General features: G+C 58.1%; 28 protein-coding genes and 1 pseudogene. 15 read left to right on the forward strand and 14 right to left on the reverse strand.

Features of this window, described 5'->3' with window-relative positions; genetic code table 11:
- Positions 1 to 10 precede the first annotated feature (10 nt).
- The 3 genes from AC3I0A_RS13090 to AC3I0A_RS13100 form a co-directional block, all read right to left on the reverse strand.
- Entirely contained in the window at positions 11 to 1,198 is a 1,188-nt protein-coding gene (locus AC3I0A_RS13090) for a pyridoxal phosphate-dependent aminotransferase (RefSeq protein WP_489378243.1), read from the reverse strand.
- Between the two features lie 112 nt (positions 1,199 to 1,310).
- Entirely contained in the window at positions 1,311 to 2,453 is a 1,143-nt protein-coding gene (locus tag AC3I0A_RS13095; RefSeq protein ID WP_489378244.1) for a glycerate kinase, read from the reverse strand.
- A gap of 181 nt (positions 2,454 to 2,634) precedes the next feature.
- A complete protein-coding gene (locus AC3I0A_RS13100; protein WP_489378245.1) occupies positions 2,635 to 3,762 on the reverse strand; it encodes a sugar diacid recognition domain-containing protein in 1,128 nt (375 codons plus the stop codon).
- Positions 3,763 to 3,934: 172 nt separating this feature from the next.
- Here AC3I0A_RS13100 and AC3I0A_RS13105 point away from each other — a divergent pair, with 172 nt between their 5' ends.
- The 3 genes from AC3I0A_RS13105 (at position 3,935) to rarD (ending at position 7,589) form a co-directional block, all read left to right on the forward strand.
- Positions 3,935 to 5,245, forward strand: coding sequence for an MFS transporter (locus AC3I0A_RS13105; protein WP_489378246.1), 1,311 nt, complete (start codon positions 3,935 to 3,937; stop codon positions 5,243 to 5,245).
- A 194-nt stretch (positions 5,246 to 5,439) separates the two neighbouring features.
- A complete protein-coding gene (locus AC3I0A_RS13110; RefSeq protein WP_489378247.1) occupies positions 5,440 to 6,453 on the forward strand; it encodes an aldo/keto reductase in 1,014 nt (337 codons plus the stop codon).
- Positions 6,454 to 6,707: 254 nt separating this feature from the next.
- A complete protein-coding gene (gene rarD / locus AC3I0A_RS13115; RefSeq protein ID WP_489378248.1) occupies positions 6,708 to 7,589 on the forward strand; it encodes an EamA family transporter RarD in 882 nt (293 codons plus the stop codon).
- Positions 7,590 to 7,714: 125 nt separating this feature from the next.
- Here the strand turns inward: rarD and hppD are convergent, their stop codons facing one another.
- Positions 7,715 to 8,791 (reverse strand): 4-hydroxyphenylpyruvate dioxygenase, encoded by a 1,077-nt coding sequence (hppD, locus tag AC3I0A_RS13120; protein WP_489378249.1) that lies wholly within the window; start codon positions 8,789 to 8,791, stop codon positions 7,715 to 7,717.
- A 260-nt stretch (positions 8,792 to 9,051) separates the two neighbouring features.
- On the reverse strand, positions 9,052 to 9,996 hold the full coding sequence (locus tag AC3I0A_RS13125) for a DMT family transporter (RefSeq protein WP_489378250.1): 945 nt from the start codon (positions 9,994 to 9,996) through the stop codon (positions 9,052 to 9,054).
- A gap of 78 nt (positions 9,997 to 10,074) precedes the next feature.
- On the opposite strand from AC3I0A_RS13125, the gene AC3I0A_RS13130 reads away from it, so the two are divergent.
- From AC3I0A_RS13130 to AC3I0A_RS13140, 3 genes are all read left to right on the forward strand, one after another.
- Positions 10,075 to 10,947 carry a LysR family transcriptional regulator gene (locus AC3I0A_RS13130; protein ID WP_489378251.1) on the forward strand — a complete coding sequence of 291 codons (873 nt, stop codon included), beginning with the start codon at positions 10,075 to 10,077 and terminating at the stop codon, positions 10,945 to 10,947.
- Positions 10,948 to 11,069: 122 nt separating this feature from the next.
- Entirely contained in the window at positions 11,070 to 12,611 is a 1,542-nt protein-coding gene (locus AC3I0A_RS13135) for an EAL domain-containing protein (protein ID WP_489378252.1), read from the forward strand.
- Positions 12,612 to 12,844: 233 nt separating this feature from the next.
- Entirely contained in the window at positions 12,845 to 13,207 is a 363-nt protein-coding gene (locus AC3I0A_RS13140) for a histone-like nucleoid-structuring protein, MvaT/MvaU family (RefSeq protein ID WP_489378253.1), read from the forward strand.
- A 206-nt stretch (positions 13,208 to 13,413) separates the two neighbouring features.
- Here the strand turns inward: AC3I0A_RS13140 and AC3I0A_RS13145 are convergent, their stop codons facing one another.
- Entirely contained in the window at positions 13,414 to 13,950 is a 537-nt protein-coding gene (locus AC3I0A_RS13145; protein WP_489378495.1) for a DUF4946 domain-containing protein, read from the reverse strand.
- A gap of 161 nt (positions 13,951 to 14,111) precedes the next feature.
- On the opposite strand from AC3I0A_RS13145, the gene gloA reads away from it, so the two are divergent.
- Positions 14,112 to 14,633, forward strand: a complete 522-nt coding sequence (gene gloA, locus AC3I0A_RS13150; RefSeq protein WP_489378254.1) for a lactoylglutathione lyase — start codon at positions 14,112 to 14,114, stop codon at positions 14,631 to 14,633.
- Between the two features lie 162 nt (positions 14,634 to 14,795).
- Here gloA and ahpF read toward each other — a convergent pair whose 3' ends face one another.
- The 3 genes from ahpF to AC3I0A_RS13165 form a co-directional block, all read right to left on the reverse strand.
- Positions 14,796 to 16,358, reverse strand: a complete 1,563-nt coding sequence (ahpF, locus tag AC3I0A_RS13155) for an alkyl hydroperoxide reductase subunit F (RefSeq protein ID WP_489378255.1) — start codon at positions 16,356 to 16,358, stop codon at positions 14,796 to 14,798.
- A 121-nt stretch (positions 16,359 to 16,479) separates the two neighbouring features.
- Complete coding sequence (ahpC, locus tag AC3I0A_RS13160) at positions 16,480 to 17,043, reverse strand: alkyl hydroperoxide reductase subunit C (RefSeq protein ID WP_489378257.1); 564 nt, start codon at positions 17,041 to 17,043, stop codon at positions 16,480 to 16,482.
- Between the two features lie 133 nt (positions 17,044 to 17,176).
- Positions 17,177 to 18,109, reverse strand: coding sequence for a site-specific integrase (locus AC3I0A_RS13165; protein WP_489378258.1), 933 nt, complete (start codon positions 18,107 to 18,109; stop codon positions 17,177 to 17,179).
- Between the two features lie 291 nt (positions 18,110 to 18,400).
- On the opposite strand from AC3I0A_RS13165, the gene AC3I0A_RS13170 reads away from it, so the two are divergent.
- Positions 18,401 to 19,426 (forward strand): DNA-binding protein, encoded by a 1,026-nt coding sequence (locus AC3I0A_RS13170; protein ID WP_489378259.1) that lies wholly within the window; start codon positions 18,401 to 18,403, stop codon positions 19,424 to 19,426.
- Here the strand turns inward: AC3I0A_RS13170 and gorA are convergent.
- Positions 19,423 to 20,781 (reverse strand): glutathione-disulfide reductase, encoded by a 1,359-nt coding sequence (gene gorA / locus AC3I0A_RS13175; protein ID WP_489378260.1) that lies wholly within the window; start codon positions 20,779 to 20,781, stop codon positions 19,423 to 19,425. The genes AC3I0A_RS13170 and gorA overlap by 4 nt on opposite strands.
- A gap of 127 nt (positions 20,782 to 20,908) precedes the next feature.
- Positions 20,909 to 21,748: a UTP--glucose-1-phosphate uridylyltransferase GalU gene (galU, locus tag AC3I0A_RS13180; protein ID WP_489378261.1), complete on the reverse strand. Its 840-nt coding sequence runs from the start codon at positions 21,746 to 21,748 to the stop codon at positions 20,909 to 20,911.
- A gap of 294 nt (positions 21,749 to 22,042) precedes the next feature.
- Here galU and AC3I0A_RS13185 point away from each other — a divergent pair, with 294 nt between their 5' ends.
- Positions 22,043 to 22,231, forward strand: a complete 189-nt coding sequence (locus tag AC3I0A_RS13185; protein ID WP_489378262.1) for a hypothetical protein — start codon at positions 22,043 to 22,045, stop codon at positions 22,229 to 22,231.
- A 146-nt stretch (positions 22,232 to 22,377) separates the two neighbouring features.
- Entirely contained in the window at positions 22,378 to 22,662 is a 285-nt protein-coding gene (locus tag AC3I0A_RS13190) for a hypothetical protein (RefSeq protein ID WP_489378263.1), read from the forward strand.
- 21 nt (positions 22,663 to 22,683) lie between these two features.
- On the opposite strand, the gene AC3I0A_RS13195 is transcribed toward AC3I0A_RS13190, so the two are convergent.
- Together AC3I0A_RS13195 and AC3I0A_RS13200 are read right to left on the reverse strand one after the other, a co-directional pair.
- Positions 22,684 to 22,914 (reverse strand): hypothetical protein, encoded by a 231-nt coding sequence (locus AC3I0A_RS13195; protein ID WP_489378264.1) that lies wholly within the window; start codon positions 22,912 to 22,914, stop codon positions 22,684 to 22,686.
- A 24-nt stretch (positions 22,915 to 22,938) separates the two neighbouring features.
- Positions 22,939 to 23,289: a hypothetical protein gene (locus AC3I0A_RS13200; RefSeq protein ID WP_489378265.1), complete on the reverse strand. Its 351-nt coding sequence runs from the start codon at positions 23,287 to 23,289 to the stop codon at positions 22,939 to 22,941.
- 209 nt (positions 23,290 to 23,498) lie between these two features.
- Between AC3I0A_RS13200 and AC3I0A_RS13205 the strand changes: the two genes are divergently transcribed.
- From AC3I0A_RS13205 to ada, 5 genes and pseudogenes are all read left to right on the forward strand, one after another.
- The gene (locus AC3I0A_RS13205; RefSeq protein ID WP_150644638.1) at positions 23,499 to 23,801 is read left to right on the forward strand and encodes a DUF1883 domain-containing protein; all 303 of its coding nucleotides are present in this window, start codon (positions 23,499 to 23,501) and stop codon (positions 23,799 to 23,801) included.
- A 57-nt stretch (positions 23,802 to 23,858) separates the two neighbouring features.
- Positions 23,859 to 24,029 (forward strand): hypothetical protein, encoded by a 171-nt coding sequence (locus AC3I0A_RS13210; protein ID WP_489378266.1) that lies wholly within the window; start codon positions 23,859 to 23,861, stop codon positions 24,027 to 24,029.
- Positions 24,008 to 24,119 (forward strand): annotated as a pseudogene (locus AC3I0A_RS13215) (2OG-Fe(II) oxygenase); the annotation flags it as partial. The gene AC3I0A_RS13210 and the pseudogene AC3I0A_RS13215, both read left to right, overlap by 22 nt.
- Positions 24,109 to 24,789 carry a DNA oxidative demethylase AlkB gene (gene alkB, locus AC3I0A_RS13220; protein ID WP_489378268.1) on the forward strand — a complete coding sequence of 227 codons (681 nt, stop codon included), beginning with the start codon at positions 24,109 to 24,111 and terminating at the stop codon, positions 24,787 to 24,789. The pseudogene AC3I0A_RS13215 and the gene alkB, both read left to right, overlap by 11 nt.
- Positions 24,790 to 24,878: 89 nt before the next feature.
- The gene (gene ada / locus AC3I0A_RS13225; RefSeq protein ID WP_489378269.1) at positions 24,879 to 25,961 is read left to right on the forward strand and encodes a bifunctional DNA-binding transcriptional regulator/O6-methylguanine-DNA methyltransferase Ada; all 1,083 of its coding nucleotides are present in this window, start codon (positions 24,879 to 24,881) and stop codon (positions 25,959 to 25,961) included.
- On the opposite strand, the gene AC3I0A_RS13230 is transcribed toward ada, so the two are convergent.
- Positions 25,943 to 26,401 (reverse strand): GyrI-like domain-containing protein, encoded by a 459-nt coding sequence (locus AC3I0A_RS13230; RefSeq protein ID WP_489378271.1) that lies wholly within the window; start codon positions 26,399 to 26,401, stop codon positions 25,943 to 25,945. The genes ada and AC3I0A_RS13230 overlap by 19 nt on opposite strands.
- Positions 26,402 to 26,485: the final 84 nt, after the last annotated feature.

Here is a 26,485-nt window from a genome sequence, read left to right on the forward strand (position 1 = left end):
AACAAGATATTCAGCCTGGCCGTTGCTCCAGCAAATCCGCCGCACAGCGCACGATCCGCCGACACGCCTCGGCCAGGCGTTTCTGGTCCACCACCAGGCCAATCCGGATATGCCCCGCCGCACTGGGGCCGAATGCCTCGCCGGCCAGTACCGACACGCCGTAGCCCTCCAGCAAGCGCTCGGCGAATGCCTGGGCGCCGAGGCCGGTTTCGCGAATATCGACCATGACGAACATCCCGCCGTCGGGTTTCACGGCATTGAGGCCCGGGCAATCGTCCAGACTGGCGCAGACCAGATCGCGACGCCGGCGATACTCGTCACGCATCTGCGCAAGCTCCGGCAAATCGGCATCAAGGGCGACTTCAGCGGCCTTCTGCACGAAATCCGGCAAGCCGAACAGCATGCACAGCGACAGATGGATCAAGTGTTCGGTCAGAGGCTTGGGGCCGATCACCCACCCTACCCGCCAGCCACTCATGGCATGGGATTTGGACAGACTGTTGAGGGTCGCCGTACGCTCGGCCATGCCCGGCAGACTGGCCGGGCTGATGTGCTTGCCCTCAAACAACAGGTCGCTGTACACCTCATCGCTGATCAGCCACAGGTCATGCTCGATGCACAACTGCGCCAAAGCCTGCCAGATCGGCAACGACAACACTGCACCCGAGGGATTGTTCGGACTGTTGAGCAACATGGCCCGGGTCCTGGGGGTGATCAGCGCAGCGACGTCGGCCGGATCAACCCGAAAACCATTCTCCGAACACACGGCCACCGGAATCACCTTGGCCCCGCAGGCGCCGAACACACCCTCGTAAGTCACATACATCGGTTCAGCAACGATCACCTCGTCGCCCGGGTCAAGCAGGCATTGCACCACTGAATACACTGCACATTGCGCGCCGGGCATGACCACCACATGATCCGGTTCAACCGCCTGGCCGCTGCGTCGGCTATGGCGCAGGGCGATGCTGTCGCGCAGCGAGCGATTGCCGCGCACCTCCGAGTAATGGGTATCGCCGGCCAGCAGGCTGTCGATGGCAGCCTGGACAATCGGTTTGGGGGTGTCAAAGTCCGGGTCACCGACTGACAGCAGCAGCACGTCGACGCCCTGCTCTATCAATTCCAGTGCTCGGTAGTGAATCTGCCAGGCCGCTGCTCCGTCGCCGGTAATTCGTTGGGTCAAGGCTGAATAGCGCATTTCAATCTCCTAGTTGCGCGAACTCCAGCCTAAACCCTAACTTAAATCACGAAACGCGCCACCATTGCATGCAAATCCACCGCCAATCGCGACAGTTCATGGCTGGCCGCACTCAGCCCCGCCGAACCGCCAACCGCCACACCCGCGCAATATCCCCTGCCCGCTCGCGCAGCAATTGCGGTGCGTTGGCGCACGCCTGCGCAAGACTCATCGGCCCTGACGGCAAGGCGAAGGCGGCATCGACGCCATGGGCGTACATCTGTTCGTAACCGTCACCCAAGGTGCCGGCGATCACAATCACCGGCACCCCTTGCTGTTTGGCTATCCGCGCGACACCAAAGGGGGTTTTGCCACGCAAGGTCTGGGCATCGAAGCGGCCCTCGCCGGTGATCACCAGGGCGGCGCCGTATACGGCTGCTGCCAGCCCGACCAGTTCCGCCACCACTTCCACGCCTGGACGGAACTGCGCGTTCAAGAAGGCCTTGGCGGCAAATCCGAGCCCTCCAGCGGCGCCACTGCCGGGTTCGTCACGCAGGTCCTTGCCCAGCACTCGAGCGCAGTGATCGGCGAAGTGCCCGAGGGCCTGGTCCAGTTGCTGCACCTGTTCAGGCGAGGCACCTTTCTGCGGACCAAAAATCGCTGAGGCGCCGTGGGGACCGCAGAGAGGATTGTTGACGTCCGCAGCGATTTCGAAACGGACCTGGGCCAGACGCGGGTCGATTCCTTCCAGATCGATCCGGGCCAGCGCTTTCAGCGCCAGACCACCACCGCTCAACGGTTGCCCTTGTTCGTCGAGCAAGCGCACGCCCAAGGCCTGCATCGCACCGGCGCCGCCATCGTTGGAGGCACTGCCGCCGATCGCCAGAATGATCCGCTGCGCACCGGCATCGAGCGCCGCGCCAATCAACTGACCGGTGCCATAAGTGCTGCTGGAACAGGCATCGCGCTGGCCGACCGCAACCAGCTGCAAACCGCTGGCCTCGGCCATTTCGATGATCGCGGTATGGCTCTGCGGCAACCAGCCCCAACGGGCATCCACCGCGATACCTGACGGACCCTGTACCTGGGTGCTGCGCAACTCGCCATCACAGGCGGCGAGAATCGCCTCGACTGTACCTTCGCCACCGTCCGCCATCGGGCACTTGACCAGGTGTGCATCCGGCCAGACCTCGGCCAGCCCGAGGGCGATGGCATCGGCCACACCAATGGCACTCAGGCTGTCCTTGAACGAATCGGGGGCGATGATGATTTTCATGTGAGTTCTCCAGTTCCAATGGAGCCATGCTGCCAGTTGGCATCAACAATGACGCCGGTCGGCTGCACAAGTTGAGATCGGGTTTGTTGTTCATTGTCACAAAGCCGTCGCCTCCATTGCTGTAGGAGCACGGCTTGCCGGCGATGGCGTCCTTGAGATCGCCATCACCGGCAAGCCGAGTCTAAGGGGTGGCGGGAGCATCAGTCTGCGGCAAGAGCTGCACCCCCAGATACAACGCCAGCATCCCATCCAGCCGCAACGGATCGACACCGCTCAGTTCGGCAATCCGCTCCATCCGGTAGCGCAAACTGTTGCGGTGAATACCCAAGGCGTCGGCGCAGGCCTGGCTCTGGCCGTCGTGTTCACACCAGCTGCGCAGGGTCGCCAGCAACTGGCCGTTGCTGTCCTTGGCGATGACCTTGCGCAATGGGTTGAGCAGCTCGTCCAGTGCATCATCGTTGCGATGACGCCAGAGCATCACTGGCAGGCGATAGCGGTTCAGCGTCAACAAGCGGCTCTGTGGCAATACATCCCGCCCATAAGCCAGCAGATCACCGACCCGCCGATAACAGCGGCGCAAGCCTTGCAAGCCATCGGCCTGACCGCCAACCGCTATGCGCAGTATGTTCCAGCCCTGAGCGTCGAGTTTTTCCAGCAGTCGCTCATTTTCGATTGTCTGCGTCACCGGACGGCACCACAGCAACGAAGATTTGGCCGAACTCACACACCAGCTGTCGGGATAACGCGAGGTCAACCAGGCACTCAAGGCCTCAACGGTCTGCCCGGGGGCATGTTCCAGTCCCAACTCGAAGAGGTAAGGAATGCGCGGTAATTGCGGCTTAAGCCCCAGTTGCTGCGCCTCGTCGATCAAGCGTGGCGAATCTCCGGCCTCGCTGAGCAACAAGGCGAGCAGGTCATCGCAACGCTGGCGACGCCATTGCTGTTCGTCCTGCTGATTGCGTTGGCCGACGAGCATTTCGGCGGTCATGCGCACCAGTTCGGCGTAGGTTCGCAGCTGATCCGGCTCTCCGGTGATGCCCAACACACCGATCAGCCGCTGGTCGAGGAACAGCGGCAGATTGATCCCCGGCTGCACGCCTTTGAGGTGTTTGGCGGTCTGCTCATCGATTTCCACGACACGCCCATTGGCCAGCACCAGCTGCGCACCTTCGTGGCGGGTGTTGACCCGCTCCGGCTCACCGCTGCCCAGAATCAGGCCCTGGTTGTCCATGACATTGACGTTATAGGGCAGGATCGCCATCGCCCGGTCGACGATATCCTGCGCCAGGTCATGATCCAGTTCGAACATAGCAGCGAGATCCTTGAAGGCAGTTTCTTATTAGTGATTGTTCCCCGGCACAGCGCAAGCCCGCAAACCCTGTGCTCAGGCACAAAGACAGGAGCACCGGGGTGACCGAGACTCTCGGGGCGATCAACGTTACCCTCGCATCGCAAAAAATCATAATAAAGAGAGAGCCGCCATGTCACAGAGCGCCGCCGCCACCCTGGTCACCGCTGACGATAAAAACGCCGTCTACAAACGCATCACCCTGCGCCTGATTCCCTTCATTTTCATCTGCTACCTGTTCAACTACCTCGACCGGGTCAACGTTGGATTTGCCAAGCTGCAGATGCTCGACGCGCTGAAGTTCAGCGAAACCGTGTACGGCCTCGGTGCCGGGATCTTTTTTATCGGTTACGTGCTGTGCGGCGTACCGAGCAACCTGGCGTTGACGAAATTCGGTCCACGGCGCTGGATCGCGCTGATGATGATCACCTGGGGCATGCTCTCGACCTGCCTGTTGTTCGTCACCACACCAACAGAGTTCTACACCCTGCGACTGTTTACCGGTGCGGCTGAAGCCGGGTTCTTCCCCGGTGTGGTGCTGTACCTCTCGCAGTGGTTCCCGACCTTCCGCCGCGGCCGGATCATGGCGCTGTTCATGTCGGCGATCCCGGTGTCCGGCCTGCTTGGCAGCCCGTTCTCCGGCTGGATTCTCCACCATTTCGCAGCGGGTCAAGGCGGCTTGGCCGGCTGGCAGTGGATGTTCCTGCTGCAAGGCATCCCGACGGTGATTCTCGGCGCGCTGGCGTTTTTCCTGCTCAGCGACAGCTTCGCCAACGCAAAATGGCTGACGCCTGACGAGCGTTCGGTGCTTGAGGCCGATCACGCCATCGATCTGGCCAACAAGCCGAAAACCGCGACCGATTCGCTGCTGGCAGTGTTCAAGAACCCGGCGATCTGGGCGTTCGGCCTGATTTACTTCTGCATCCAGAGTGGCGTTTATGCGATCAACTTCTGGCTGCCATCGATCATCAAGAATCTGGGGTTCAGCGACAATCTGGTGATTGGCTGGATCAGTGCGATTCCGTACCTGCTGGCCGCAGTGTTCATGCTGATGGTCGGCCGCTCCGCCGATCTGCACCAAGAGCGGCGCTGGCATTTGGTGGTGCCGATGCTGATGGGCGCGGTCGGTCTGCTGATCGCCGTCAACTTCGCCGCGCATCCGGCCATCGCTATCCTCGGCCTGAGTATCGCCACCATGGGCGCCCTCACCGGTCTGCCGATGTTCTGGCCGGTGCCCACTGCAATGCTCAGCGCCGGTGCTGCGGCTGGCGGTCTGGCGCTGATCAACTCCATGGGCCAGATGGCCGGTTTCCTCAGCCCGTACCTGGTTGGCTGGGTCAAGGACAGCACCGGTTCGACCGATGCCGCGCTGTACCTGCTGGCCGGGGTGATCGTCACTGGTAGCCTGCTGGCGCTGCGTATGACACGTACATTGCGGGTCTGATCACGCCAATCGAGTGTGGGAGCGAGCTTGCTCGCGATAGCGGTCTATCAGCCAACATCAATGTTGGATGTAAAATCGCCTTCGCGAGCAAGCTCGCTCCCACATTTGATTTGAGGTGTTCGATAAATCAGATTGATCCGCGCCGTCGTTCTGGTATTTGATTGAGCCTTTCCCACTGGTAAAAGGATTTCGTCATGAGCTACCGCACGCTGGGTCATTCGGGTCTGCAAGTGTCCGCCCTGCCCCTGGGCACCATGATGTTCGGCGAACAGACCAGCTCCGAGGATTCCCTGCGGATCATCGACAAGGCCTGGGATCAGGGCATCATCTTCATCGATACGGCGGACGTCTACACCAACGGACGTTCCGAGGAGATCGTCGGCGAAGCGATTGCCAGCCGCCGCCAGGAGTGGGTCGTCGCGTCCAAGGTCGGCTTCGGCCCGGTGGACGGTGTACCGAATCGCAGTGGCTTGAGCCGCAAGCATCTTTTCAACGGCATCGACGCCAGCTTGACGCGCTTGGGCACCGATTATCTCGACATCTATTACCTGCACCGCGAAGACCACAACACGCCGTTGGAAGTCACAGTGTCGGCGATTGGCGATCTGATTCGTCAGGGCAAAATTCGCTACTGGGGCCTGTCGAACTACCGCGGCTGGCGCATCGCTGAAGTGATTCGCGTGGCGGATAAACTCGGGGTCGACCGGCCGGTGATCAGCCAGCCGCTGTACAACATCGTCAACCGCCAGGCCGAGTCGGAACAGATCACCGCCGCCAACGCCTACGGTCTCGGCGTGGTGCCCTACAGCCCGCTGGCCCGTGGCGTGCTCAGCGGCAAATACGCGCCGGACGTCACACCGGACGTCAACAGCCGCGCCGGTCGCCAGGACAAGCGCATTCTGGAAACCGAATGGCGGGTCGAATCCCTGCGCATAGCCCAGCAGATCCAGCAATACACCCAGGATCGCGGCGTCGGTATCGTCGAATTCGCCATCGCCTGGGTGCTGAACAACACAGCCGTCAGCTCGGCCATCGTCGGGCCGCGTACCGAAGCACAGTGGGATGCCTACACCAAGGCATTGGCGGTGAAGATCACTGCCGAAGACGAAGCCTTTATCGACTCACTGGTAACACCGGGGCACGCTTCTACCCCGGGTTACAACGATGTCAGCCATTTTGTTTCGGGACGTAAACCGCGTACTGCTTGAGATTTATCGCGAGCAAGCTCGCTCCCACAGAGGGTAGTGTCGATCACAAAATTTGTAGGCGCAGCGGTCAAAATGTGGGAGCGAGCTTGCTCGCGATAGCGGTCTACCAACCAACATCAATGTTGTATGTGAAACCGCCATCGCGAGCAAGCTCGCTCCCACATTAGCCGGCCTGTGTTGATCCAATATTTAGCTCCAAAACCACGTATCCTTTGCGTCCGTTTCACGTTCAATTCCAGTCACGCGAGGACAGTGTGTCAAAAGGTATTGCTCTATCGGTTCTGTCATCAGTGCTGTTCGCCGTCATGTATTTCTACACTTCGCTGCTTTCGCCTCTGAGCGGGGTCGAGATTTTTGGCTGGCGGATGCTGTTGACCGTGCCATGCATGACCGTCTTCATGTTCGCCTCGGGGGAATGGAGGCACGTGCTCGCACTGGTCAAACGCCTGTTCGGCCAACCTGCCCTGATAGTGGGGCTTTTGGTCTCTTCGGCGCTGGTCGGGGCACAACTCTGGCTGTTTATGTGGGCACCGCTGAACGGGCATAGCCTGGATGTTTCCCTGGGCTATTTCCTGCTGCCGCTGACCATGGTCCTGACCGGCCGGATCGTCTATGGCGAACGTCTTTCGTACCTGCGCAAAGTTGCGGTGTTCTTCGCCTTGCTCGGGGTTATCAACGAGCTGTACCAGGTCGGCAGCTTTTCCTGGGCGACTCTGCTGGTGGCCATCGGTTATCCGATCTATTTCATACTGCGCCGACGCCTGGCCACGGACAATCTGGGCGGGCTGTGGCTCGACATGAGCCTGCTGCTGCCGGTAGCGCTGTGGTTCGTGCAAAGCGGTGAGCAAGGCTTCGGCGTGGTCGGACAACATCCGTGGCTGTACTTGCTGATCCCGTTGCTTGGGCTGATCAGCGCCTCGGCACTGGTGAGCTACATCATCGCCAGCCGGCTGTTGGCCTTCAGCCTGTTCGGGCTGCTCAGTTACGTCGAACCGGTGCTGCTGCTGGGCGTCGCGTTGCTGTTGGGAGAAAGCATCGGCCCGGGGGAATGGCTGACCTATATTCCGATCTGGATGGCGGTGGTGGTGCTGGTTTTCGAAGGGTTCAAGCATCTGGTGCGGCATCGCCGACCTTGAGGGCACATAAAACAATGTGGGAGCGAGCTTGCTCGCGAAAGCGGTGTATCAGTCACAATTAAGTTGCCTGATACGACGCCTTCGCGAGCAAGCTCGCTCCCACAATTTTTTATCGGTGAATCGGATTACTCGGTGGCAAGCACACCACGGCGAACCTGGTCACGTTCGATGGATTCGAACAGTGCCTTGAAGTTGCCTTCGCCGAAGCCATCGTCGCCTTTACGCTGGATGAATTCGAAGAACACCGGGCCCATCAAGGTTTCCGAGAAGATTTGCAGCAGCAGGCGCTTGTCGCCCGATTCGGACGAGCCGTCCAGCAGAATCCCCCGCGATTTCAGCTCTTCGACCGGTTCGCCATGGTTCGGCAAACGGCCTTCGAGCATCTCGTAGTAGGTTTCCGGTGGCGCGGTCATGAAGCGCATGCCGATTTTCTTCAGGTGATCCCAGGTCTTGAGCAGGTCGTCGGTCAGGAAGGCAACGTGCTGAATGCCCTCGCCGTTGAACTGCATCAGGAACTCTTCAATCTGACCTGCGCCCTTGGACGATTCTTCGTTCAGCGGGATCTTGATCATGCCATCCGGTGCGGTCATGGCCTTGGAGGTCAGGCCGGTGTATTCGCCCTTGATGTCGAAGTAACGGATCTCGCGGAAGTTGAACAGCTTCTCGTAGAAGTTGGCCCAGTAGGCCATGCGACCGCGATACACGTTGTGGGTCAGGTGATCGATGATTTTCAGGCCTGCGCCGACCGGGTTGCGGTCAACGCCTTCGATGAACACGAAGTCGATGTCGTAGATCGAACTGCCTTCGCCGAAACGGTCGATCAGGTACAGCGGCGCGCCGCCGATGCCTTTGATCGCCGGCAGGTTCAGTTCCATCGGGCCGGTCTCGATGTGAATCGGCTGGGCGCCAAGTTCCTGAGCACGGGCAAACGCCTGCTGGGCGTTCTTGACCCGAAACGCCATGCCGCAGACTGACGGACCATGTTCGGCCGCGAAATACGAAGCGACGCTGTGAGGTTCGTTGTTGAGGATCAGGTTGATATTGCCCTGACGATACAGGTGCACGGCCTTGGAACGATGGGTCGCGACTTTGCTGAAACCCATGATCTCGAAGATCGGTTCAAGGGTGTTGGGTGTAGGCGATGCGAATTCGATGAATTCAAAGCCCATCAGGCCCATTGGGTTTTCGTATAGATCTGCCATGGTTGGCGCCTCATCATGCTTTTAGAATTAACAGCTGGAATTAACGGATCGTTAGTTGCTATCAATGCTGAAAGCCGCGGGTGGCGCGCAGGAGATCCCCCGCACACTGCGGGCGAGGAAATCACCGAAAATCAGTTGGAACCCTAGTAGCTTCATGTCGACCCATTCTCGTACGGGCGAGGCTTCTGCTGCCAGAAGACTTATTCTTATATGCGTAAACCGATTCTACACAGCGTAAATAGGTTTGTCCGCATTCTGTATCAAATCCCCTTTTTTGACGCCGGCGCAAGGGCTTTGTTGCACAGATAGAGACCTCCCAGAATCAACCCGCCGCCCACATACATTGGCAGCGTCAGTTGCTCGCCCAGCAACAGCGCGCCGAGGATGACCGCGGTCAGCGGATTGAGGGCGATGAACACTCCGGAGCGGGTTGCGCCGATTTTCCGGATACCGTCGTAGTACCAAATGTAGGCCAGCGCCGAACCCAGCACCCCCAGATACAACAGACTGAAAAACTGCCCGGGATCGAGGCTCGCCAAGGCTTCGATGCTCAGCTCGCCGCGCACGGCGCTGGTCACCCAGAGCATCACCGTGCCCAGCAGAATCGACCAGGTCACGGTTTGCAGCGACCCCAATGCCTGGTTCAGGCCTTTGGAATACAGCGAGTAGATTCCCCAGCCGAACACGCAGCCGAGAATCAGCAGGTCGCCGATCCAGGCATTCGCAGCGCCGTCGAACAGTTGCTGATTTCGACTGACGATCACCAAGCCCGCCCCTGCCAGGCAAATCGTGATGCCAATGACTTTCGCCCGACTCAAGCGCTCCTTGAACAGTAACCAGGACGCCAGGGCGATGGCTGCCGGGTTCAACGCGACGATCAACGAAGCGCGCGAGGCGTTGATGTAATGCAACCCGTAGAAGAAACACAGGTTATAGAAAAAAATTCCGAAGAATCCCAGCACAGCCAGCTGCAACCATTGCTTCAGGCTGGGCCGCGCCAAGGGAATACGCGCCAGCGCCATGAACAAGAGCAACGCCAGACTGGCCAGCAGAAAACGCATACTCGCCGCCAGCAACGGGTTGAGCGTATCGGCCAGCAATCGTCCGGCGACAAAGGTCCCGCCCCAGATCATCGTGACAGCGGCCAGTTTCAGGTAAACCGGTAAATCGGAGTCGATCGATACCGCTTCTACTTCAGTTTTCATAAGGCACTCGGGCGCGAAGGCGTGGACATGGCCTATTCTTCGCCTAATACTTGATCATCGTAAAATGAGCAAAAACTCATGACACTGACCCAACTCGAGATCTTTTCACTGGTCGCCGAACTGCGCGGTTTTACCAGCGCCGCGACCCGCCTGGGGATTACCCAGTCGGCGGTGTCCCACGCCATCAAATCCCTGGAGCAAGAGCTCGGCGTCGAGTTGTTCAGAAGGCATCAGTCCCGGGTCGAGCCGAGTGATATCGGCCAACAGCTGTTGTTGCGCGCCCGAGCCATGCTGGGGCTGGCCAACACCCTGCAGCAGGAAGCCGCCGATGCGCGCGGCATGAAGCGTGGCACGTTGCGCATCGGTTCCTTCGGGCCGACCTCATCGATGAAGCTGTTGCCTTTGATTTTGCAGCACTACCGCGCGGCCCATCCGGGGATTGAGGTGCACATCGACGAAGGTCCGGATCTCCAGGTCGTCCAGTGGCTCGAAGAGCGGCGGATCGATATCGGTTTTGTGGTGTTGCCTGAAGAGCGCTTCGATACCTTTGCCTTGGTCGAAGACCAAATGGTCGCGTTGATCCCTGCTGCTCATGCCCTGGCAGCGAAAGACCGCGTGACCTTGCACGAGTTGTGCAACGACCCGTTCATTCTCACGCAGGCCGGTTCTTCAGAACTGGTTTCGAGGATCTTCACCGCAGCCGGATTGACACCGGACATTCGTTATCGAAGCTCGCAGTTGCTCAGCACCCTGGAGGCCGTCAGCCGCGGCGACGGCTTGACCATCGTCGCCGAGTTATCGTTACCGGCCTGCGCAGACGGTCGCTACGTGAAAAAAACCCTGTCGCCTCAGGTCAAGCGCCAGGTGGGCCTGGCGGTACTGGATCGACGGCAGTCATCGCCGGCCACTCTGGCGTTCATCAAGTTGGCCTTGAGCCTCAATTACCAATGAAAAAGCGCAAACCGCAACCACCCTCTATCATGCTCGGTACATGAACTCTTCTTGGGAGGAAAGTCGTTGCCCTGCCCGCATTTGAGAGCCCTATCATTCTTGTCCCGTTACAGGTTTCGCCAATGCCATTGACTGTCAAAGGCCCAAGGAAACGGGCGACCCGGTATGCAATAACCCTGTTGAGCGCAGCGCTGCCTATAGTGCTCGGGTTCGCCATCCTGTACCTGCAAGCCGAACGCACACTGGAACAGGCCACCGCACAAACCGCCGAAGAAGCCGTGCGCCAGTTCGACCTGATGCTCGACAATACTGCCCAGGCAGCGCGCAAGATTCTTCCGCTCGCAGGGCAGCCCTGTGATAACGACACGCAACTTGCACTGCGTGAGCAAGTAACCCGCCGCCCTTTCGTTCGCTCTACCAACCTGATCTGGAATAACAGCAACTATTGCAGCTCCCTGTTTGGCAGCAGCTATGTTGCGGTGCTCGACCCTGGAGATTATGTCGAAGGGAAACTGTGGCTCATGAGCGGCAATCCCGTCACACCCAATACCGCTCTGCTGGTCTATCGACTGAGCGAAGGCAATCAGGCCGTTCTCGCCACCATCGACGGATATCACCTGACCAACGCACTGCGTTTGATCAGCCGCTATACAGACCTTGTGCTGCAGGTCGGGCCCAACTGGCTGTCTGCCGATGGTCAGGTTCGTGACTCAAGCCTGCCGGTTTTTTCCGTAGCACCCCACCATCGCCAGTCCTCCCGCTACGCCTACAGCGTCGATGCCGGTATGCCCGACGGAGAGGTCTGGCGCTATATGAAGGCCAGGTACCCGGCGCTGTTCAGCTTGTTGATCTTCTTCGGTGCAATCCTGGCAACCATCAGCCATTGGATACAGAAGCGCTCATCGTCGCCCAGTGTTGAATTGCAACGTGCATTGGAGGCGACTGAGTTCATTCCCTGGTTCCAGCCGGTGGTTCGCGGCGATAACAGCCAATGGGCAGGCATCGAAGTATTGATGCGCTGGGAACACCCAAAAGAAGGTCTGGTGCGCCCGGATCTGTTTATCCCGTTTGCCGAGCATTGCGGATTGATCGTCCCGATGACCCGCTCGCTGATGCGACAAACTGCTGCGGTGCTTGCACCCCATGCCCAGTCGATGATTGACGGTTTCCATATCGGCATCAATATCACCGCCAGCCACTGCCGCGACCTTGAACTCGTTGAAGATTGCCGGGAATTTCTCGGTGCATTCCCACCGGGAAAAATCACCCTCGTACTGGAACTGACCGAGCGCGAGTTGATCGAGCCAACGGACATCGCCCGCCAGCTCTTCGAACACCTGCATGGACTGGGTGTCATGATCGCTATCGACGACTTCGGCACCGGCCACTCGAGCCTGGGTTATTTACGCCAATTCAATGTGGACTACCTGAAAATCGACCAGAGTTTTGTGGCGATGATCGGTGTCGACGCACTGTCCCGACATATACTCGACAGCATCATCGAACTGTCCGGCAAGCTCGATCTGGGCATCGTTGCCGAAGGGGTCGAAACACCTGAACAGCGCGACTATCTCGCGGCACAAGGTGTGGACTTCCTGCAAGGTTATCTATTCGGACGACCCCTGCCTGGAGATGAATTCATCCACGCACTAAATCATCATTAAGTAGTGATGTTTTTCCATAGTCCACTGAAAATGCCTGCGCCCAATTGCACCAGACGTTCTTGTCCGTCACATAAAGAAAAGACATGATTTACTCTGAGCGCATTAACTACTACAATTTTTCCTGCCTGCGCAGGATTGCAGGAGAGCCATTATCACCGAGTCGCCCCAAGGCTCTTGGCTTATAGCTTTGTTTGCGGTTGGTATCAGCCAAATACACTATTGGAGTAAAGATATTGTCCAGACTCGCTGAATTTCGTGCAGCCGAAAAGGCCCTTCAAGAACAGCTCGCGCAGCTGGAATCGCTGAAGAATGACGCCGGGCTCAAGAAAGAAATCGAATTCGAAGAAAAGCTCCAGGGCCTGATGAAAACCTACGGCAAGAGCCTGCGCGACATCATCGCCATTCTCGATCCGAACTCAAGTAAGTCCGGCCTGCTGGTGGCCGCTCCGAAAACGCGCAGGGCCCGCGTGGTCAAGGTCTATCACAACCCGCATACCGGGGAACTGATTGAAACCAAGGGCGGCAATCACCGTGGTTTGAAAGCCTGGAAGGAACAGTACGGTGCTGCTACCGTCGAGTCCTGGCTGCGAGCTTAAGCGATAGCGCTACATAAAAGACCCTGCCTATGCAGGGTCTTTTCGTTTATGGCAAGCATTAATGTAACGATAATCGCCGATCCGGTTAGAAACGACTGGGAAATACCGAACATGCCGACGTGCCGATCCCGACCCGCCCCACAACTTTGTACTTAATCCCCTCGACTAGTTAACAACAGGTCCCGGCGCAAAATCCCCGAGAACAACTAAAGTTTCAGGCTGGTTCGGGTCGCGAGTATCTCGTCCTGGCTCGCCGCATAAGCCTGCGCTTGCCCTGCATAGGAAAGAACATAAGCTTTATCGGCATCAACCGCAGCGACTAGTGTTTGAGACAGGACATGCCGGCCGTTCTGCGTGATGGTGCAAGTGGTCTCAAGCGCCGACAGCCGACTCAATGTGCTTGAGTGAATTTTGTTACAAACACTTTGATAGCCACCTGCAGCGAAATCCTTCTGCACTGACTTGCGCATCTCCAGTAACACGCTTTGCAAATTGACCTCATGCCCGGACTCAACCTGAGTCATGGTCAACTCCATGACCATGACCGGGGTCCCGCCTTGATCGTTCTTGACCGCTCGTTGCCGGGATACTCTGGACGGCGATTCAGCCGTTGCGCGGTCTTGCGGCAACGCCTCCACTTCCCAACCACCGGGCCATGTAACAACCGGATCGGCAGCCTGAACACCGGCACTGGCGAACAGCAGGCCTGGCAAAACGAATAGGGATATATAGGGTCGGATCATTGCAATAAGCACTCGCAGGTCGAACGATAAAGTCTGGGGCCCACAACGCCAGCAGGCAATAGGCGGATGCTTTTGGTTTGGCGCTGCCCGCACCCTTGCGTATCATTAAGTCCACTGCGCGCAAGCCACGCCGCTTGCCTTAACTTTTCTCCGGAGGGCCCATGAGCCTGCACGAACTGAGCACTTTCCCGGGCGTAACCGCCCAACCTGACGCCGCTACCCAGAAGTTCGTCTTCAACCACACCATGTTGCGTGTGAAAGACATCACCAGGTCGCTGGACTTCTACACCCGCATCCTGGGTTTCTCCCTGGTGGAGAAACGCGACTTCCCGGAAGCCGAATTCAGCCTGTATTTCCTGGCCCTGGTCGATAAAGCACAGATCCCGGCCGATGCTGCCGCGCGTACCGAGTGGATGAAGTCGATTCCCGGCATTCTCGAACTGACCCACAACCACGGCACCGAGAACGACGCAGATTTTGCCTACCACAACGGCAATACCGACCCACGAGGCTTCGGCCATATCTGCATCTCGGTACCGGATATCCGCGCCGCGTGCGAGCGCTTTGAAGCGCTGGGTGTGGACTTCCAGAAACGCCTGAGCGACGGTCGCATGAAGAGCCTGGCCTTCATCAAGGACCCGGATGCGTACTGGGTTGAAATCATTCAACCGACGGCGATGTAGGTGATGTAGGCAATGATCGTTCCCACGCTCCGCGTGGGAATGCATCCCGTGACGCTCCGCGTCACAGCCAAAGCGGACGCAGAGCGTCCAGTGAGGCATTCCCACGCAGAGCGTGGGAACGATCCATGATCGCTCATGGGGTTTTGTTTTTACGGCATCGGTTTAAGCGGGAGCAGACGTACGAATCAAATGATCGAACGCACTGAGCGATGCCTTGGCGCCCTCGCCCACTGCGATCACGATCTGTTTGTACGGCACCGTGGTCACGTCACCGGCAGCGAATACGCCAGGCATTGAAGTCTCGCCACGGGCATCGACAATGATCTCACCGCGAGGCGACAGCTCGATGGTGCCTTTGAGCCAATCGGTATTGGGCAGCAAACCGATCTGCACGAAGATCCCTTCCAGCTCGACACTCAACACTTCGCCTGACTGCCGATCCTTGTAGCGCAAGCCGTTGACCTTCTGCCCGTCGCCGGTCACTTCAGTGGTTTGTGCACTCGTGATCACGGTCACGTTCGGCAGGCTACGCAACTTGCGCTGCAACACCGCATCAGCGCGCAATTGAACATCGAACTCCAGTAACGTGACGTGCGCCACGATACCGGCCAGATCGATGGCCGCCTCGACGCCGGAGTTACCGCCGCCGATCACCGCTACACGCTTGCCTTTGAACAGTGGACCGTCGCAGTGTGGGCAGTAGGCAACGCCGCGATTGCGGTATTGCTGCTCACCCGGAACGTTCATTTCACGCCACCTGGCACCCGTCGCGAGGATCACGGTCCTGGCTTTGAGCGAAGCACCGCTGGCGAATTTGATTTCGTGCAATTCGCCGTTCCTGCCCGGCACCAACTTGTCGGCGCGCTGCAGGTTCATGATGTCGACGTCGTATTGTTTGACGTGCTCTTCCAGGGCCACGGCCAGTTTCGGTCCTTCGGTTTCCTGGACCGAGATGAAGTTCTCGATGGCCATAGTGTCCAGCACCTGCCCACCAAAACGCTCGGCAGCGACACCGGTGCGAATGCCTTTACGTGCCGCGTAGATCGCCGCCGAAGCACCGGCCGGGCCACCGCCGACAACCAGCACGTCAAAGGCGTCTTTGGCACTGATTTTTTCGGCCTGACGCTCGATGCCGCTGGTGTCGATCTTGCCGAGGATTTCTTCCAGGCCCATGCGGCCCTGGCCGAAGTTGATTCCGTTCAGGTAAACGCTTGGCACCGCCATGATCTGACGATCATTGACTTCGTCCTGGAACAGCGCGCCGTCGATGGCCACATGGCGGATGTTCGGGTTAAGCACGGCCATCAGGTTCAGCGCCTGGACCACGTCCGGACAGTTCTGGCACGACAGCGAGAAATACGTCTCGAAGTTGAACTCGCCTTTGAGCGAGCGGATCTGTTCGATCACCTCACTACTGGCCTTCGAGGGGTGGCCGCCGACTTGCAACAACGCCAGCACCAGCGAAGTGAATTCGTGGCCCATCGGGATGCCGGCGAAACGCAGGCTGATATCGGCACCCGGGCGGTTGATCGAGAACGATGGTTTCCGCGCATCGTCACCGTTGTCGAGCAAGGTAATCTGGGTAGAAAGACTGGCAACGTCTTTGAGTAACGCGAGCATTTCCCGGGATTTCGCACCGTCGTCGAGGGAGGCGACGATCTCGATCGGCTGGGTGACCCGTTCCAGGTATGACTTCAACTGGGCTTTAAGATTGGCGTCCAACATACGGGCGATTTCCTTTTGAATTCGTAAAAAAAACGCCCGAGCGAATCTCGCCCGGGCGTTTTTGAGGGCGGTGCAGCTTACTTAGGTGCGGATGTCCGCCTTGGTATTGCTATTCACAGACTTAGATCTTGCCGACCAAATCCAGGGACGGAGCCAGAGTGGCCTCGCCTTCTTTCCACTTGGCTGGGCAAACCTGGCCTGGGTGAGCGGCGACATACTGGGCAGCCTTGATCTTGCGCAGCAGCTCGGAAGCGTCACGACCAACACCGCCGTCGTTCAGTTCAACGATTTTGATCTGCCCTTCAGGGTTGATCACGAAAGTGCCACGGTCAGCCAGACCGACTTCTTCGATAAGCACGTCGAAGTTGCGGGAGATGGCGTGAGTGGGGTCGCCGATCATGGTGTACTGGATTTTGCCAATGGCTGGCGAAGTGTTGTGCCAGGCAGCATGGGCAAAGTGCGTATCGGTGGAAACGCTGTAGATCTCGACGCCCAGCTTTTCGAACTCGGCGTAGTTGTCAGCCAGGTCTTCAAGTTCGGTCGGGCAAACGAAGGTGAAGTCGGCCGGGTAGAAGAACACCACAGACCATTTGCCTTTCAGGTCAGCGTCCGACACTTGTACGAAGTCGCCATTTTTGTAGGCAGTAGCTTTGAACGGTTTAACTTGGCTGTTGATGATAGGCATCGGTGACTCTCCGTCAGTGGTTGTAAAGTTGATGGGGTGAATCCTACCCACTCAAACCACTGATGGCTCATTGGCAAAGCTGATGCTGCCGATTGGCTTTGGCTATTAGTACCTGTATTGATAGAAGAAAACGTTAGATAGGCTTCTCAGCGATTTGGGTCATCCCGAGAAACGGGCTGGCTTCGACATAGCGCATGGCCGACTTCATATCCTTCCAGCCGACATAGCTCATCAATGACTTCAGGTCCCAGCCGCTGCGGTGCGCCCAGGTGGCGAAGCCCCGGCGCAGCGAGTGACTGGTGTACTGATCGGCGGGAATCCCGGCTCGCTGCAATGCCTGACGCAACAGCGGAATTACGCTATTGGCGTGCAGACCCTCTTCGCTCAAATTGCCCCAACGATCGATCCCGCGAAACACCGGGCCGCGCACCAATGCGGCGGCATTGATCCATTCGATGTAAGCCTGCACCGGACACAAGCGCTGCAGCGCCGGGGTTTGATACGTCTTGCCCAGGTTGTCGCGGTCACTTTTGCTGCGCGGCAGGTACAGCGTAATGCCCGAGCCGGCGATTGCCTGCACATGCTCGATCTGTACCCGACACAACTCATCGCTACGAAAGCCGCGCCAGAAACCCAGCAGGATCAGCGCGGCGTCGCGCCTGGCTCGCAGCAGCTTCGGTTGATCGCCATCAGCCAAAGCTTGCAGTGCTTCTTGATCGAGACAGCTGATGACTTGCTCCAGATGCCCAAGCTGCAACGGTTCGGCCTGCTTTTCCTGGACCGGGTGCAAGGCGCGAATACCCTTGAAGACCTTGCGCACCACCGGCGCCTTGGTGGGATCGGCAAAGCCCTGACTGTTATGCCACTGCGCCAGTGCCGACAGCCGCAGCTTCAGCGTGTTGATCGACAGCACGCCCGCGTGCGCGACGAGGTAACGCGCCACGCTGTCGCTGGTTGCCGGCAGAAACCCGCCCCAACTGACTTCGAAATGCTCGATGGCCGCCCGGTAGCTGCGTCGGGTGTTCTCGCGGGTTGCCGCGTGCAGATAACGATCCAGATCGCTCATGGGAATGACCTGCGGTGATCCTGTGTGGGAGCGAGCTTGCTCGCGATGGTCGTTAACGATAACGCGGGAAGCCAGATGCACCTCGGCGCTCTCAGGTTTTTTCGCGAGCAAGCTCGCTCCCACAGGGGTGTCGTGTACGGAAATAGAGCGATAAATACCTCAGAATAGCCATCGCACGGGGTAATACCAGTATATCCCATGTCTAAAATACAAATCCTTAACTTTAGAATACCCATGATATAGTACATATATACATAGTACATACCACAGTACGAAATCGTAGGAGAACACATGGCTCGCGGCGGCGTAAATAAAGCGGTAGTACAAACAGCACGCCTGGCGATCCTCGCCCGCGGCGAGCATCCGAGCATCGATGCGGTACGTATCGAGATGGGCAATACCGGGTCGAAGACCACGATTCATCGTTATCTGAAGGAACTGGACGACGGCGACGAACGCCTGGGCGCCCCGCAAGAGCAGATCGACGATGAGCTGACGGGCCTGGTTTCGCGCCTGGCGCAACGCCTCAAGGAACAGGCGCAGGAACCGATCGATCGCGCTGAAGCGCGATTCGAATCGCAAAGAAAAGTGCTGGAAGCGCAACTGGCTGAAGCCATGAACACCCTGGCTCAGCTCAAGCAACAACTCGAGATTCAACACGTAGCGCTCGCCAATGAAACCGCTGCATTGCAGAGCACCCGCTCGATGCTGCAGACCGAGCAAACCCGCAACGCCGGACTGAACCAGGCATTGAGCGACTTCGAATTACGCTTGCAAGACAAGGATGAGCAGATTCGCTCACTGGAAGAAAAGCACCTGCACGCCCGCGATGCGCTGGAACATTACCGCAACGCTATCAAGGAACAGCGCGAGCAAGAACAACGTCGCCATGAAGGTCAGTTGCAGCAGGTTCAAATGGAGTTGCGCCAGGCACAGCAGAGTGCGCTGGTGCGCCAGGACGAGATCACCCAGCTGAACCGCGACAATGAACGCCTGTTGACCGAGAACCGCGGCACCCTTAGAGAGCTGAGCCTGATCCAGGAACAACTCAAGCAGATCAACGACCGCCATCAACAGCTGCTGGAGCATTCAAGTCGCGCCGACAGTGAGCGCACCCTCCTCCAGGAACGCTTGCGCGTCGCCCTACTGGAAAGCCAGGCACTCAAGCACACTGTCGACGAGCAAGCCCAGAGCCATAGGGAGCTGGAACTTTCACTGGCAAAAGTCGAAGCAAGTTTAGAGGCCCTGCATCTGGCGTCCGCCATGATCACAGCGCCAGATGCGGGACGCGCCTCAGAGCCTGCTAAAGACGATTAACTGGCCGTCGGCGTGCGCATGGTGACGAACTCTTCGGCAGCCGTCGGATGCACACCGATGGTTTCGTCGAAATCGCGCTTGGTCGCGCCTGCCTTCAAGGCAATGGCCAGCCCCTGGACGATTTCACCCGCTTCCGGTCCGACCATGTGGCAACCCAGCACCTTGTCGGTCTTGGCGTCGACCACCAGCTTCATCAGCGTGCGCTCCTGACACTCGGTCATCGTCAGCTTCATTGGCCGGAAGCGGCTTTCGAAAATCACCACATCGTGCCCGGCTTCGCGAGCCTCTTCTTCGGTCAAACCGACAGTGCCGATATTCGGCAGGCTGAACACCGCCGTCGGGATCATTTTGTAATCCACCGCACGATACTGCTCAGGCTTGAACAAGCGACGCGCAACGGCCATGCCTTCGGCCAGAGCGACTGGCGTCAACTGAACCCGACCGATCACATCGCCAAGGGCCAGGATCGACGGCTCGGCAGTCTGGTACTGCTCGTCGACCTCGACGAAGCCTTTCTTGTCGAGTTTTACGCCGGTGTTTTCCAGCCCCAGATTGTCCAGCATCGGACGCCGGCCAGTGGCGTAGAACACACAATCCGCCTCCAGCTCGCGACCGTCTTTCAGGGTTACTTTCAGACTGCCGTCGGCCTGCTTGTCGATGCGTTCGATGTCGGCATTGAACTGCAGGCCCAGGCCGCGCTTGCTCAGCTCTTCCTGCAAATGCTTGCGCACCGCACCATCGAAGCCGCGCAGGAACAGGTCACCGCGATACAACAGCGTGGTGTCTGCACCCAGGCCATGGAAGATCCCGGCAAACTCGACCGCGATATAACCGCCGCCCACCACCAGAACGCGCTTGGGCAGCTCTTTGAGGAAGAACGCCTGATTGGAACTGATCGCGTGCTCGTGCCCCGGAATTTCCGGAATCTGCGGCCAGCCGCCGGTAGCAATCAGAATGTTTTTAGCGGTGTAACGCGCGCCATTGATCTCGACCTGATGTGGATCGACGATTTTGGCGTGACCTTCATGCAAGGTCACACCGCTGTTGACCAGCAGGTTGCGATAGATGCCGTTCAGGCGATTGATCTCGCGATCCTTGTTGGCGATCAGCGTCGCCCAATCGAATTTCGCCTCGCCCAAGGTCCAGCCGAAACCGGAAGACTGCTCGAAGTCTTCGGCGAAGTGTGCGCCGTAGACCAGCAATTTCTTCGGCACGCAGCCGACGTTCACACAGGTGCCACCCAGGTAGCGGCTTTCGGCCACGGCCACTTTCGCACCAAAGCCGGCGGCGAAACGCGCAGCACGAACACCGCCGGAACCGGCACCAATCACATAAAGGTCAAAATCGTAGGCCATTTCAATCTCCTCGGCAGGCCACAAGCATAACCGTTGCGGCTTTTTTGGGCAGCTGCGAGCTATATGAGGCCGGAAAATGGAAAAGCCACCCGAAGGTGGCTTTTCAGAACAGGACGGTGAAGCGCTATCAGTAAGCCTTGCCCGTCTTGTAGAAGTGTTCGAAGCAGAAGTTGGTTGCTTCGATGTAGCCTTCAGCACCACCGCAGTCGAAACGCGTGCCTTTGAACTTATAGGCAATCACGCAACCGTCCTGAGCCTGCTTCATCAGGGCGTCAGTGATCTGGATCTCGCCGCCTTTGCCCGGCTCGGTTGCTTCGATCAACTTGAAGATGTCCGGGGTCAGGATGTAACGACCGATGATCGCCAGGTTGGACGGGGCATCTTCAGGTTTTGGCTTCTCGACCATGTTACGTACGCGATACAGGTCATCACCGATCAAATCGCCGGCGATCACGCCGTATTTGTGGGTTTCCTGCGGGTCGACTTCCTGGATCGCCACGATGGTGCAACGGTACTGTTTGTACAGTTTGACCATCTGGGTCAGCACACCGTCGCCTTCCAGGTTGACGCACAAGTCGTCCGCCAGCACTACCGCGAACGGTTCGTCACCGATCAGTGGACGACCGGTCAGAATCGCGTGGCCCAGGCCCTTCATTTCTGTCTGGCGAGTGTAGGAGAACGAGCACTCGTCGAGCAGCTTACGGATGCCGACCAGGTACTTTTCCTTGTCGGTGCCCTTGATCTGGTTTTCCAGTTCGTAGCTGATGTCGAAGTGGTCTTCCAGGGCGCGTTTGCCACGACCGGTCACAATGGAGATTTCTGTCAAGCCAGCGTCCAGCGCTTCTTCTACGCCGTACTGGATCAGTGGCTTGTTCACCACTGGCAGCATTTCTTTAGGCATGGCCTTGGTCGCTGGCAGGAAGCGAGTACCGTAACCGGCTGCTGGGAACAAGCATTTCTTGATCATATGAGTCCTTGAAAGGGCTGTACGTACGAATTTTGGCGCAGTCTAATCAGGCGGCGGGCACCTTACAATGCCCCCACGCGGGCTAACCGATGCCATCATAGAGAAATATTAGGCGCGATAGTTCCGCAGCATCTTATATATCGAGCCTCCAGTAAATCACCGTCTCAACGCCAAGCCCCGCTTTCAAAGGGGATGCGACTTCCCCACGACCCCAGTGACCCGTCCGGCAGTTGCACTTCCAACGCCCATTTAGCGCTATCATTGCGCGTTTGACCCAGCCAACGAGGCAGATTGATGTCGGCAGCAAAAAGTGTGAACGGTTACCTGATCAATCAGGCAAAAGATGGCCAATGGTGGGTAGACAGTGTAGGCGGCGAAAACGTGGCAGGGCCTTTCCCGACAGAAGCGCTGGCCATTGAAGTGGCAGAGGTACTACAGGACCAACCGGCGCCCCCTGCCCGGCGACGTAACGCCAAACCCTGAGATAGCCAGGCCCTGCCTTTGCGCAGGGCTGTGCTGTGCTGTGCGCAGGACTTTGCGGCGTTGGTCTGTACCCCAATGGCCTTTGGCTATAATCTCTCGTCACGCCCGGCCAGCTCTACCTCAACACTTTGACGACGATAAACGAGATGAAACGAATTCTGCTAATCAGCGCGATACTGGCGACTCTCAACGGCTGCGCCACCGCCGAAAAGAAATATCTGAACAACGGCCAACAAGGACTGGCCATCGACTGTTCCGGAGAGGTCAACTCGTGGGCTGCTTGCTATGAAAAAGCCGAAGCCTCATGCGCCGGCACCGGCTACAACATCATTGGTACCGACGGTACGCCTTCACTCGAGGAAAGTGAAAAAACCCTGGGTGCCAATGTCGGCAACTTCAAGAGCCGCAGCGTGGTGGTGGTCTGCAAGTAAGCGTGTGACCCTTCGGGGTGATCACATATGAATTTCCGCGAATTTGATCCCGAGTCCACGAATAGTCTCGATCAGATCGTCCAGCCGCCCGAATGACTCGACTTCGTCACCGTCATCCACCAGGAAAAAGCTGCGCCCTGCGCTTTTCTTGAAAAACACAATCCACTCCCCCGGATTGGCCGGATTCTGAATCACATGGGTTGCCGAAATACTCCCCTCGGCATGCTTCTCCCTGACCTGTTCACGCTTCATCACTGCCCCCCCCAAAAATAACAATCAGCCGGAGATACACTCCGTGGCCGCATTGCGCACATCCCAAGGTCGTACCGGCATATTGGACATCCGCTCAAAAAGCTTGATGCTGCTGCCGCTGGAGCGCTCTTCAATATCGAACACTGCGGCCGGTCCCGAAGAAAGCTTTTGCGGGACGATAACCCTCACGCGGTCCTTATGTGGCTCGATCTGCAAGGCACCACGGCTACCGGCCAGCTTGTCGATCACACATTTGGCGTACTCCTGCGGTTTTTTCCCTGAGATGACACTCATGGTGGGTGGCGTCTGCTCGATCTGCGAGACCGACGCGCACCCACTCATAGCCAAGGGCAGAACCCACACAGCCCACTTCATACAAGACCTCCAATAAAGACGCTCGGACAGCGCAAATGCTGTTTTTCTCCGGGACGCAGGGTTTTATCTCTCATAAAATCCCGAATAACTGTTTTTAATTGTCAGAGCCGTCCGCGTCAGCCGGATAATAACCCCTCAGGGCTGATAAACTGCACGATTGCCCATGCTATCGTTTTGATTTTGTAGAAAAAGCCCTTCTGGAGGCGCCCATGAAATTTATCCACCAGCGCGAGCACCTCAACGAAGACGATATCGTCGTCATCGAATGCTCCCAGGTTTGCAACATCCGATTGATGAACGACGCCAATTTTCGCAGTTTCAAAAATGGCGGTCGTCATACCTATCACGGCGGCGCGTTCGACAAGTTCCCGGCGAAGATCACTGCACCCAGCACCGGTTTCTGGAACATCACCATCGACACGGTCAACAACCGGGCCATCAGCGTGACCCGCAAACCGACCCTGACCCACTCGATCAAGATCATCCGCCGGTCCAGCTCGAAATTGCGCTGAAACCCGGCCCGCGCTGCCCCACGACTAAAAGAAACTGAAAGAAGAACAGGAACGACCGTGACCCAAACGACCAAGTACGTCATCAAATACAAACTCAATGGCGAGCGTCGTTTCGAATTTGCCCAGCTTGAGTCCGGCACAGTGGAAGAGGCCAAAGCCGCACTGGCGGTGATTCATGGCCAGACCGACGACATCATCAGCGATATCAACGTGAGCAAGGCGCTGTAAGGCATAGAGTTACCTTGCATCATGACGTGAGTCGCCTGCACACCGGTAAACGGCATACGCCAGGGGGTCATATTTCACGATGCACAGTGATGACATGAGCCCGACAACCCTTGATCTGTTTGCCGACGCGGACGTTCGACAACCCGCCAAAACCCAGCGGATCGGCGAACAATCCTTCGTGCTCAGGGGGTTTGCCCTGCCATGGATAGAGCGGTTGTTACCCGCGCTCGAACGGGTTCTGCTGGCTGCGCCGTTTCGGCAAATGGTCACCCCCGGCGGCTTTACCATGTCGGTCGGCTTGAGCAGTTGCGGTACGCTCGGCTGGACCACTGATCGAACCGGCTACCGCTACACCCGCCTCGACCCGCAAACCGGCCAGCCATGGCCCGAAATGCCAGCCGTGTTCCTTGAGCTGGCTCAGGCAGCAGCACGGCAAGCAGGATTTCGCGACTTCATGCCGGATTCCTGCCTGATCAACTGCTACGTGCCTGGGGCCAGGATGTCCTTGCATCAGGACAAAAACGAACGCTCCTACGGTGCGCCGATCGTTTCGGTGTCCCTTGGATTGCCGGCGATGTTCCTGTTCGGTGGTCATGAACGTAGCGATAAAAGCCAACGGGTGCCGCTGTTTCATGGAGACATCGTGGTCTGGGGCGGCGTGGATCGATTGCGTTATCACGGCATACTGCCGTTGAAGGACGGCCAGCACGCGCAGCTTGGCGCCCAACGCATCAACTTCACTTTTCGCACCGCTGACTGAACCCGATCGGAGTTTGACCGCAAGACCCGGAGTGCTCTCGCCCTTCTTGCTCGCTAAGCTGACCTGAACCGGTAAACGAGTCGAACGACATGACATCCGCCCATGCAAAAGCCACGACAGAGAACGACCCACGCTGGTCAGCGGTGCTGGCACGAGATCCGCGCGCGGACGGTCAGTTTGTCTATGCGGTGAAAACCACAGGAATTTATTGCCGACCCAGCAGCCTGGCCCGTCTGCCCAAGCCTGAAAACGTCGAATTCTTCGACACCGCCGAACAAGCACAAGCCGCCGGTTATCGTCCGAGCAAACGCGCGGCGGCAGATCAGACTGATGTCACGGCGCAGCACTCGGCGCTGGTCGCAACGGCCTGTCGCCAGATTGAATCCGCCGAAACCCTGCCCAGCCTGAAAGAATTGGCAGAGGTGGCGGGTATGAGTTCCTTTCATTTTCACCGGGTCTTCAAAGCGATCACCGGCCTGACGCCCAAGGGCTATGCCACGGGTCACCGCTCGCGCAAAGTCCGTGAGCGGCTCGTGGATGGCAACTCGGTGACGGACGCCTTGTATGACGCCGGCTTCAATTCCAACAGTCGCTTCTACGAGTCAGCCGATAACCTGCTCGGCATGAAACCCGGCGACTACCGCGCCGGCGGGCTGAACGCCGACATCCGTTTTGCCGTTGGCCAATGCTCGCTGGGTGCGATATTAGTCGCACAAAGCGATCGCGGGGTCTGCGCGATTCTGTTGGGAGACGATCCCGACACCCTCGTCCATGATCTGCAGGACAAATTCCCCCGGGGCAATCTGATTGGCGCCGATCATGACTTCGAGCAACTGATCGCCAAGGTAGTGGGTTTTATCGAAGCGCCAGCCATCGGCCTGGATTTGCCTCTGGACTTGCGCGGCACGGCTTTTCAACAACGAGTGTGGATGGCGTTGCGCAAGATTCCGGCCGGCAGCACCGCCAGCTACGCCGAAATCGCTCAACGCATCGGCGCACCGAAATCATTCCGCGCGGTGGCTCAGGCCTGCGGCGCCAACAGCCTGGCGGTGGCGATCCCCTGCCATCGGGTGGTCCGCAGCGACGGCAACCTTTCGGGCTATCGCTGGGGTGTCGAGCGCAAACGCCAGTTGCTGGAGCGTGAAACCCAGGCTCAAAAAATCCCGATATAAACCGCTACGCTGTCGGGGCCGGTATAGGCCTCGAAGTCGGTGGTGAACTTGCGCCGGGTCTGCGGATGTTCGCTGAAATAAGCCCAGATATGTCCCCAGGCCTCAATCACACAACCTGGCATGGGGCCCTTGGCGCTGAAGACCAGGTATTGGCCGCCTTGCACCTCGATGGTTTCGAACCCGGGCGCTGGAGCTGTCACTGCAACCCCCGCGGTGACATCGAACTGGCCCGAGGCATCGGACTCATAGTGGGAGTACACGCCATAAATCAGTGATTCCGGTTGCTTGTGGGCAATCTTGTCGAACAACCCCTCGGCAAAAAAACGTCCCCACATCGGACCGATCTTCGCGGTACCTACCTGTTGTTCGTTGTTGTTGAGCGTACGCACCCGCAGGCCCGACACAGTAAAAGGTGACACTTGCAGCTGTTTGACTTCCATCGAGCAAAAACTCCCTGATTAACGATTCCCATCCACTATAACCCGACCTCGCAACTAACCGGCGAGCAAACGCGGTGCAGCTTC

Source organism: Pseudomonas sp. KH_024_B2 (genome assembly GCF_057839965.1).

Bases quoted from the DNA above. Each gene is read 5' to 3' on its own strand.
- AC3I0A_RS13090 (WP_489378243.1), bottom strand. From the start codon at position 1,198: ATGCGCTATTCAGCCTTGACCCAACGAATTACCGGCGACGGAGCAGCG.
- AC3I0A_RS13095 (WP_489378244.1), bottom strand. From the start codon at position 2,453: ATGAAAATCATCATCGCCCCCGATTCGTTCAAGGACAGCCTGAGTGCC.
- AC3I0A_RS13100 (WP_489378245.1), bottom strand. From the start codon at position 3,762: ATGTTCGAACTGGATCATGACCTGGCGCAGGATATCGTCGACCGGGCG.
- AC3I0A_RS13105 (WP_489378246.1), top strand. From the start codon at position 3,935: ATGTCACAGAGCGCCGCCGCCACCCTGGTCACCGCTGACGATAAAAAC.
- AC3I0A_RS13110 (WP_489378247.1), top strand. From the start codon at position 5,440: ATGAGCTACCGCACGCTGGGTCATTCGGGTCTGCAAGTGTCCGCCCTG.
- hppD (WP_489378249.1), bottom strand. From the start codon at position 8,791: ATGGCAGATCTATACGAAAACCCAATGGGCCTGATGGGCTTTGAATTC.
- AC3I0A_RS13125 (WP_489378250.1), bottom strand. From the start codon at position 9,996: ATGAAAACTGAAGTAGAAGCGGTATCGATCGACTCCGATTTACCGGTT.
- AC3I0A_RS13130 (WP_489378251.1), top strand. From the start codon at position 10,075: ATGACACTGACCCAACTCGAGATCTTTTCACTGGTCGCCGAACTGCGC.
- AC3I0A_RS13135 (WP_489378252.1), top strand. From the start codon at position 11,070: ATGCCATTGACTGTCAAAGGCCCAAGGAAACGGGCGACCCGGTATGCA.
- AC3I0A_RS13145 (WP_489378495.1), bottom strand. From the start codon at position 13,950: ATGATCCGACCCTATATATCCCTATTCGTTTTGCCAGGCCTGCTGTTC.
- gloA (WP_489378254.1), top strand. From the start codon at position 14,112: ATGAGCCTGCACGAACTGAGCACTTTCCCGGGCGTAACCGCCCAACCT.
- ahpF (WP_489378255.1), bottom strand. From the start codon at position 16,358: ATGTTGGACGCCAATCTTAAAGCCCAGTTGAAGTCATACCTGGAACGG.
- ahpC (WP_489378257.1), bottom strand. From the start codon at position 17,043: ATGCCTATCATCAACAGCCAAGTTAAACCGTTCAAAGCTACTGCCTAC.
- AC3I0A_RS13165 (WP_489378258.1), bottom strand. From the start codon at position 18,109: ATGAGCGATCTGGATCGTTATCTGCACGCGGCAACCCGCGAGAACACC.
- AC3I0A_RS13170 (WP_489378259.1), top strand. From the start codon at position 18,401: ATGGCTCGCGGCGGCGTAAATAAAGCGGTAGTACAAACAGCACGCCTG.
- gorA (WP_489378260.1), bottom strand. From the start codon at position 20,781: ATGGCCTACGATTTTGACCTTTATGTGATTGGTGCCGGTTCCGGCGGT.
- galU (WP_489378261.1), bottom strand. From the start codon at position 21,748: ATGATCAAGAAATGCTTGTTCCCAGCAGCCGGTTACGGTACTCGCTTC.
- AC3I0A_RS13185 (WP_489378262.1), top strand. From the start codon at position 22,043: ATGTCGGCAGCAAAAAGTGTGAACGGTTACCTGATCAATCAGGCAAAA.
- AC3I0A_RS13190 (WP_489378263.1), top strand. From the start codon at position 22,378: ATGAAACGAATTCTGCTAATCAGCGCGATACTGGCGACTCTCAACGGC.
- AC3I0A_RS13195 (WP_489378264.1), bottom strand. From the start codon at position 22,914: ATGAAGCGTGAACAGGTCAGGGAGAAGCATGCCGAGGGGAGTATTTCG.
- AC3I0A_RS13200 (WP_489378265.1), bottom strand. From the start codon at position 23,289: ATGAAGTGGGCTGTGTGGGTTCTGCCCTTGGCTATGAGTGGGTGCGCG.
- AC3I0A_RS13205 (WP_150644638.1), top strand. From the start codon at position 23,499: ATGAAATTTATCCACCAGCGCGAGCACCTCAACGAAGACGATATCGTC.
- alkB (WP_489378268.1), top strand. From the start codon at position 24,109: ATGCACAGTGATGACATGAGCCCGACAACCCTTGATCTGTTTGCCGAC.
- ada (WP_489378269.1), top strand. From the start codon at position 24,879: ATGACATCCGCCCATGCAAAAGCCACGACAGAGAACGACCCACGCTGG.
- AC3I0A_RS13230 (WP_489378271.1), bottom strand. From the start codon at position 26,401: ATGGAAGTCAAACAGCTGCAAGTGTCACCTTTTACTGTGTCGGGCCTG.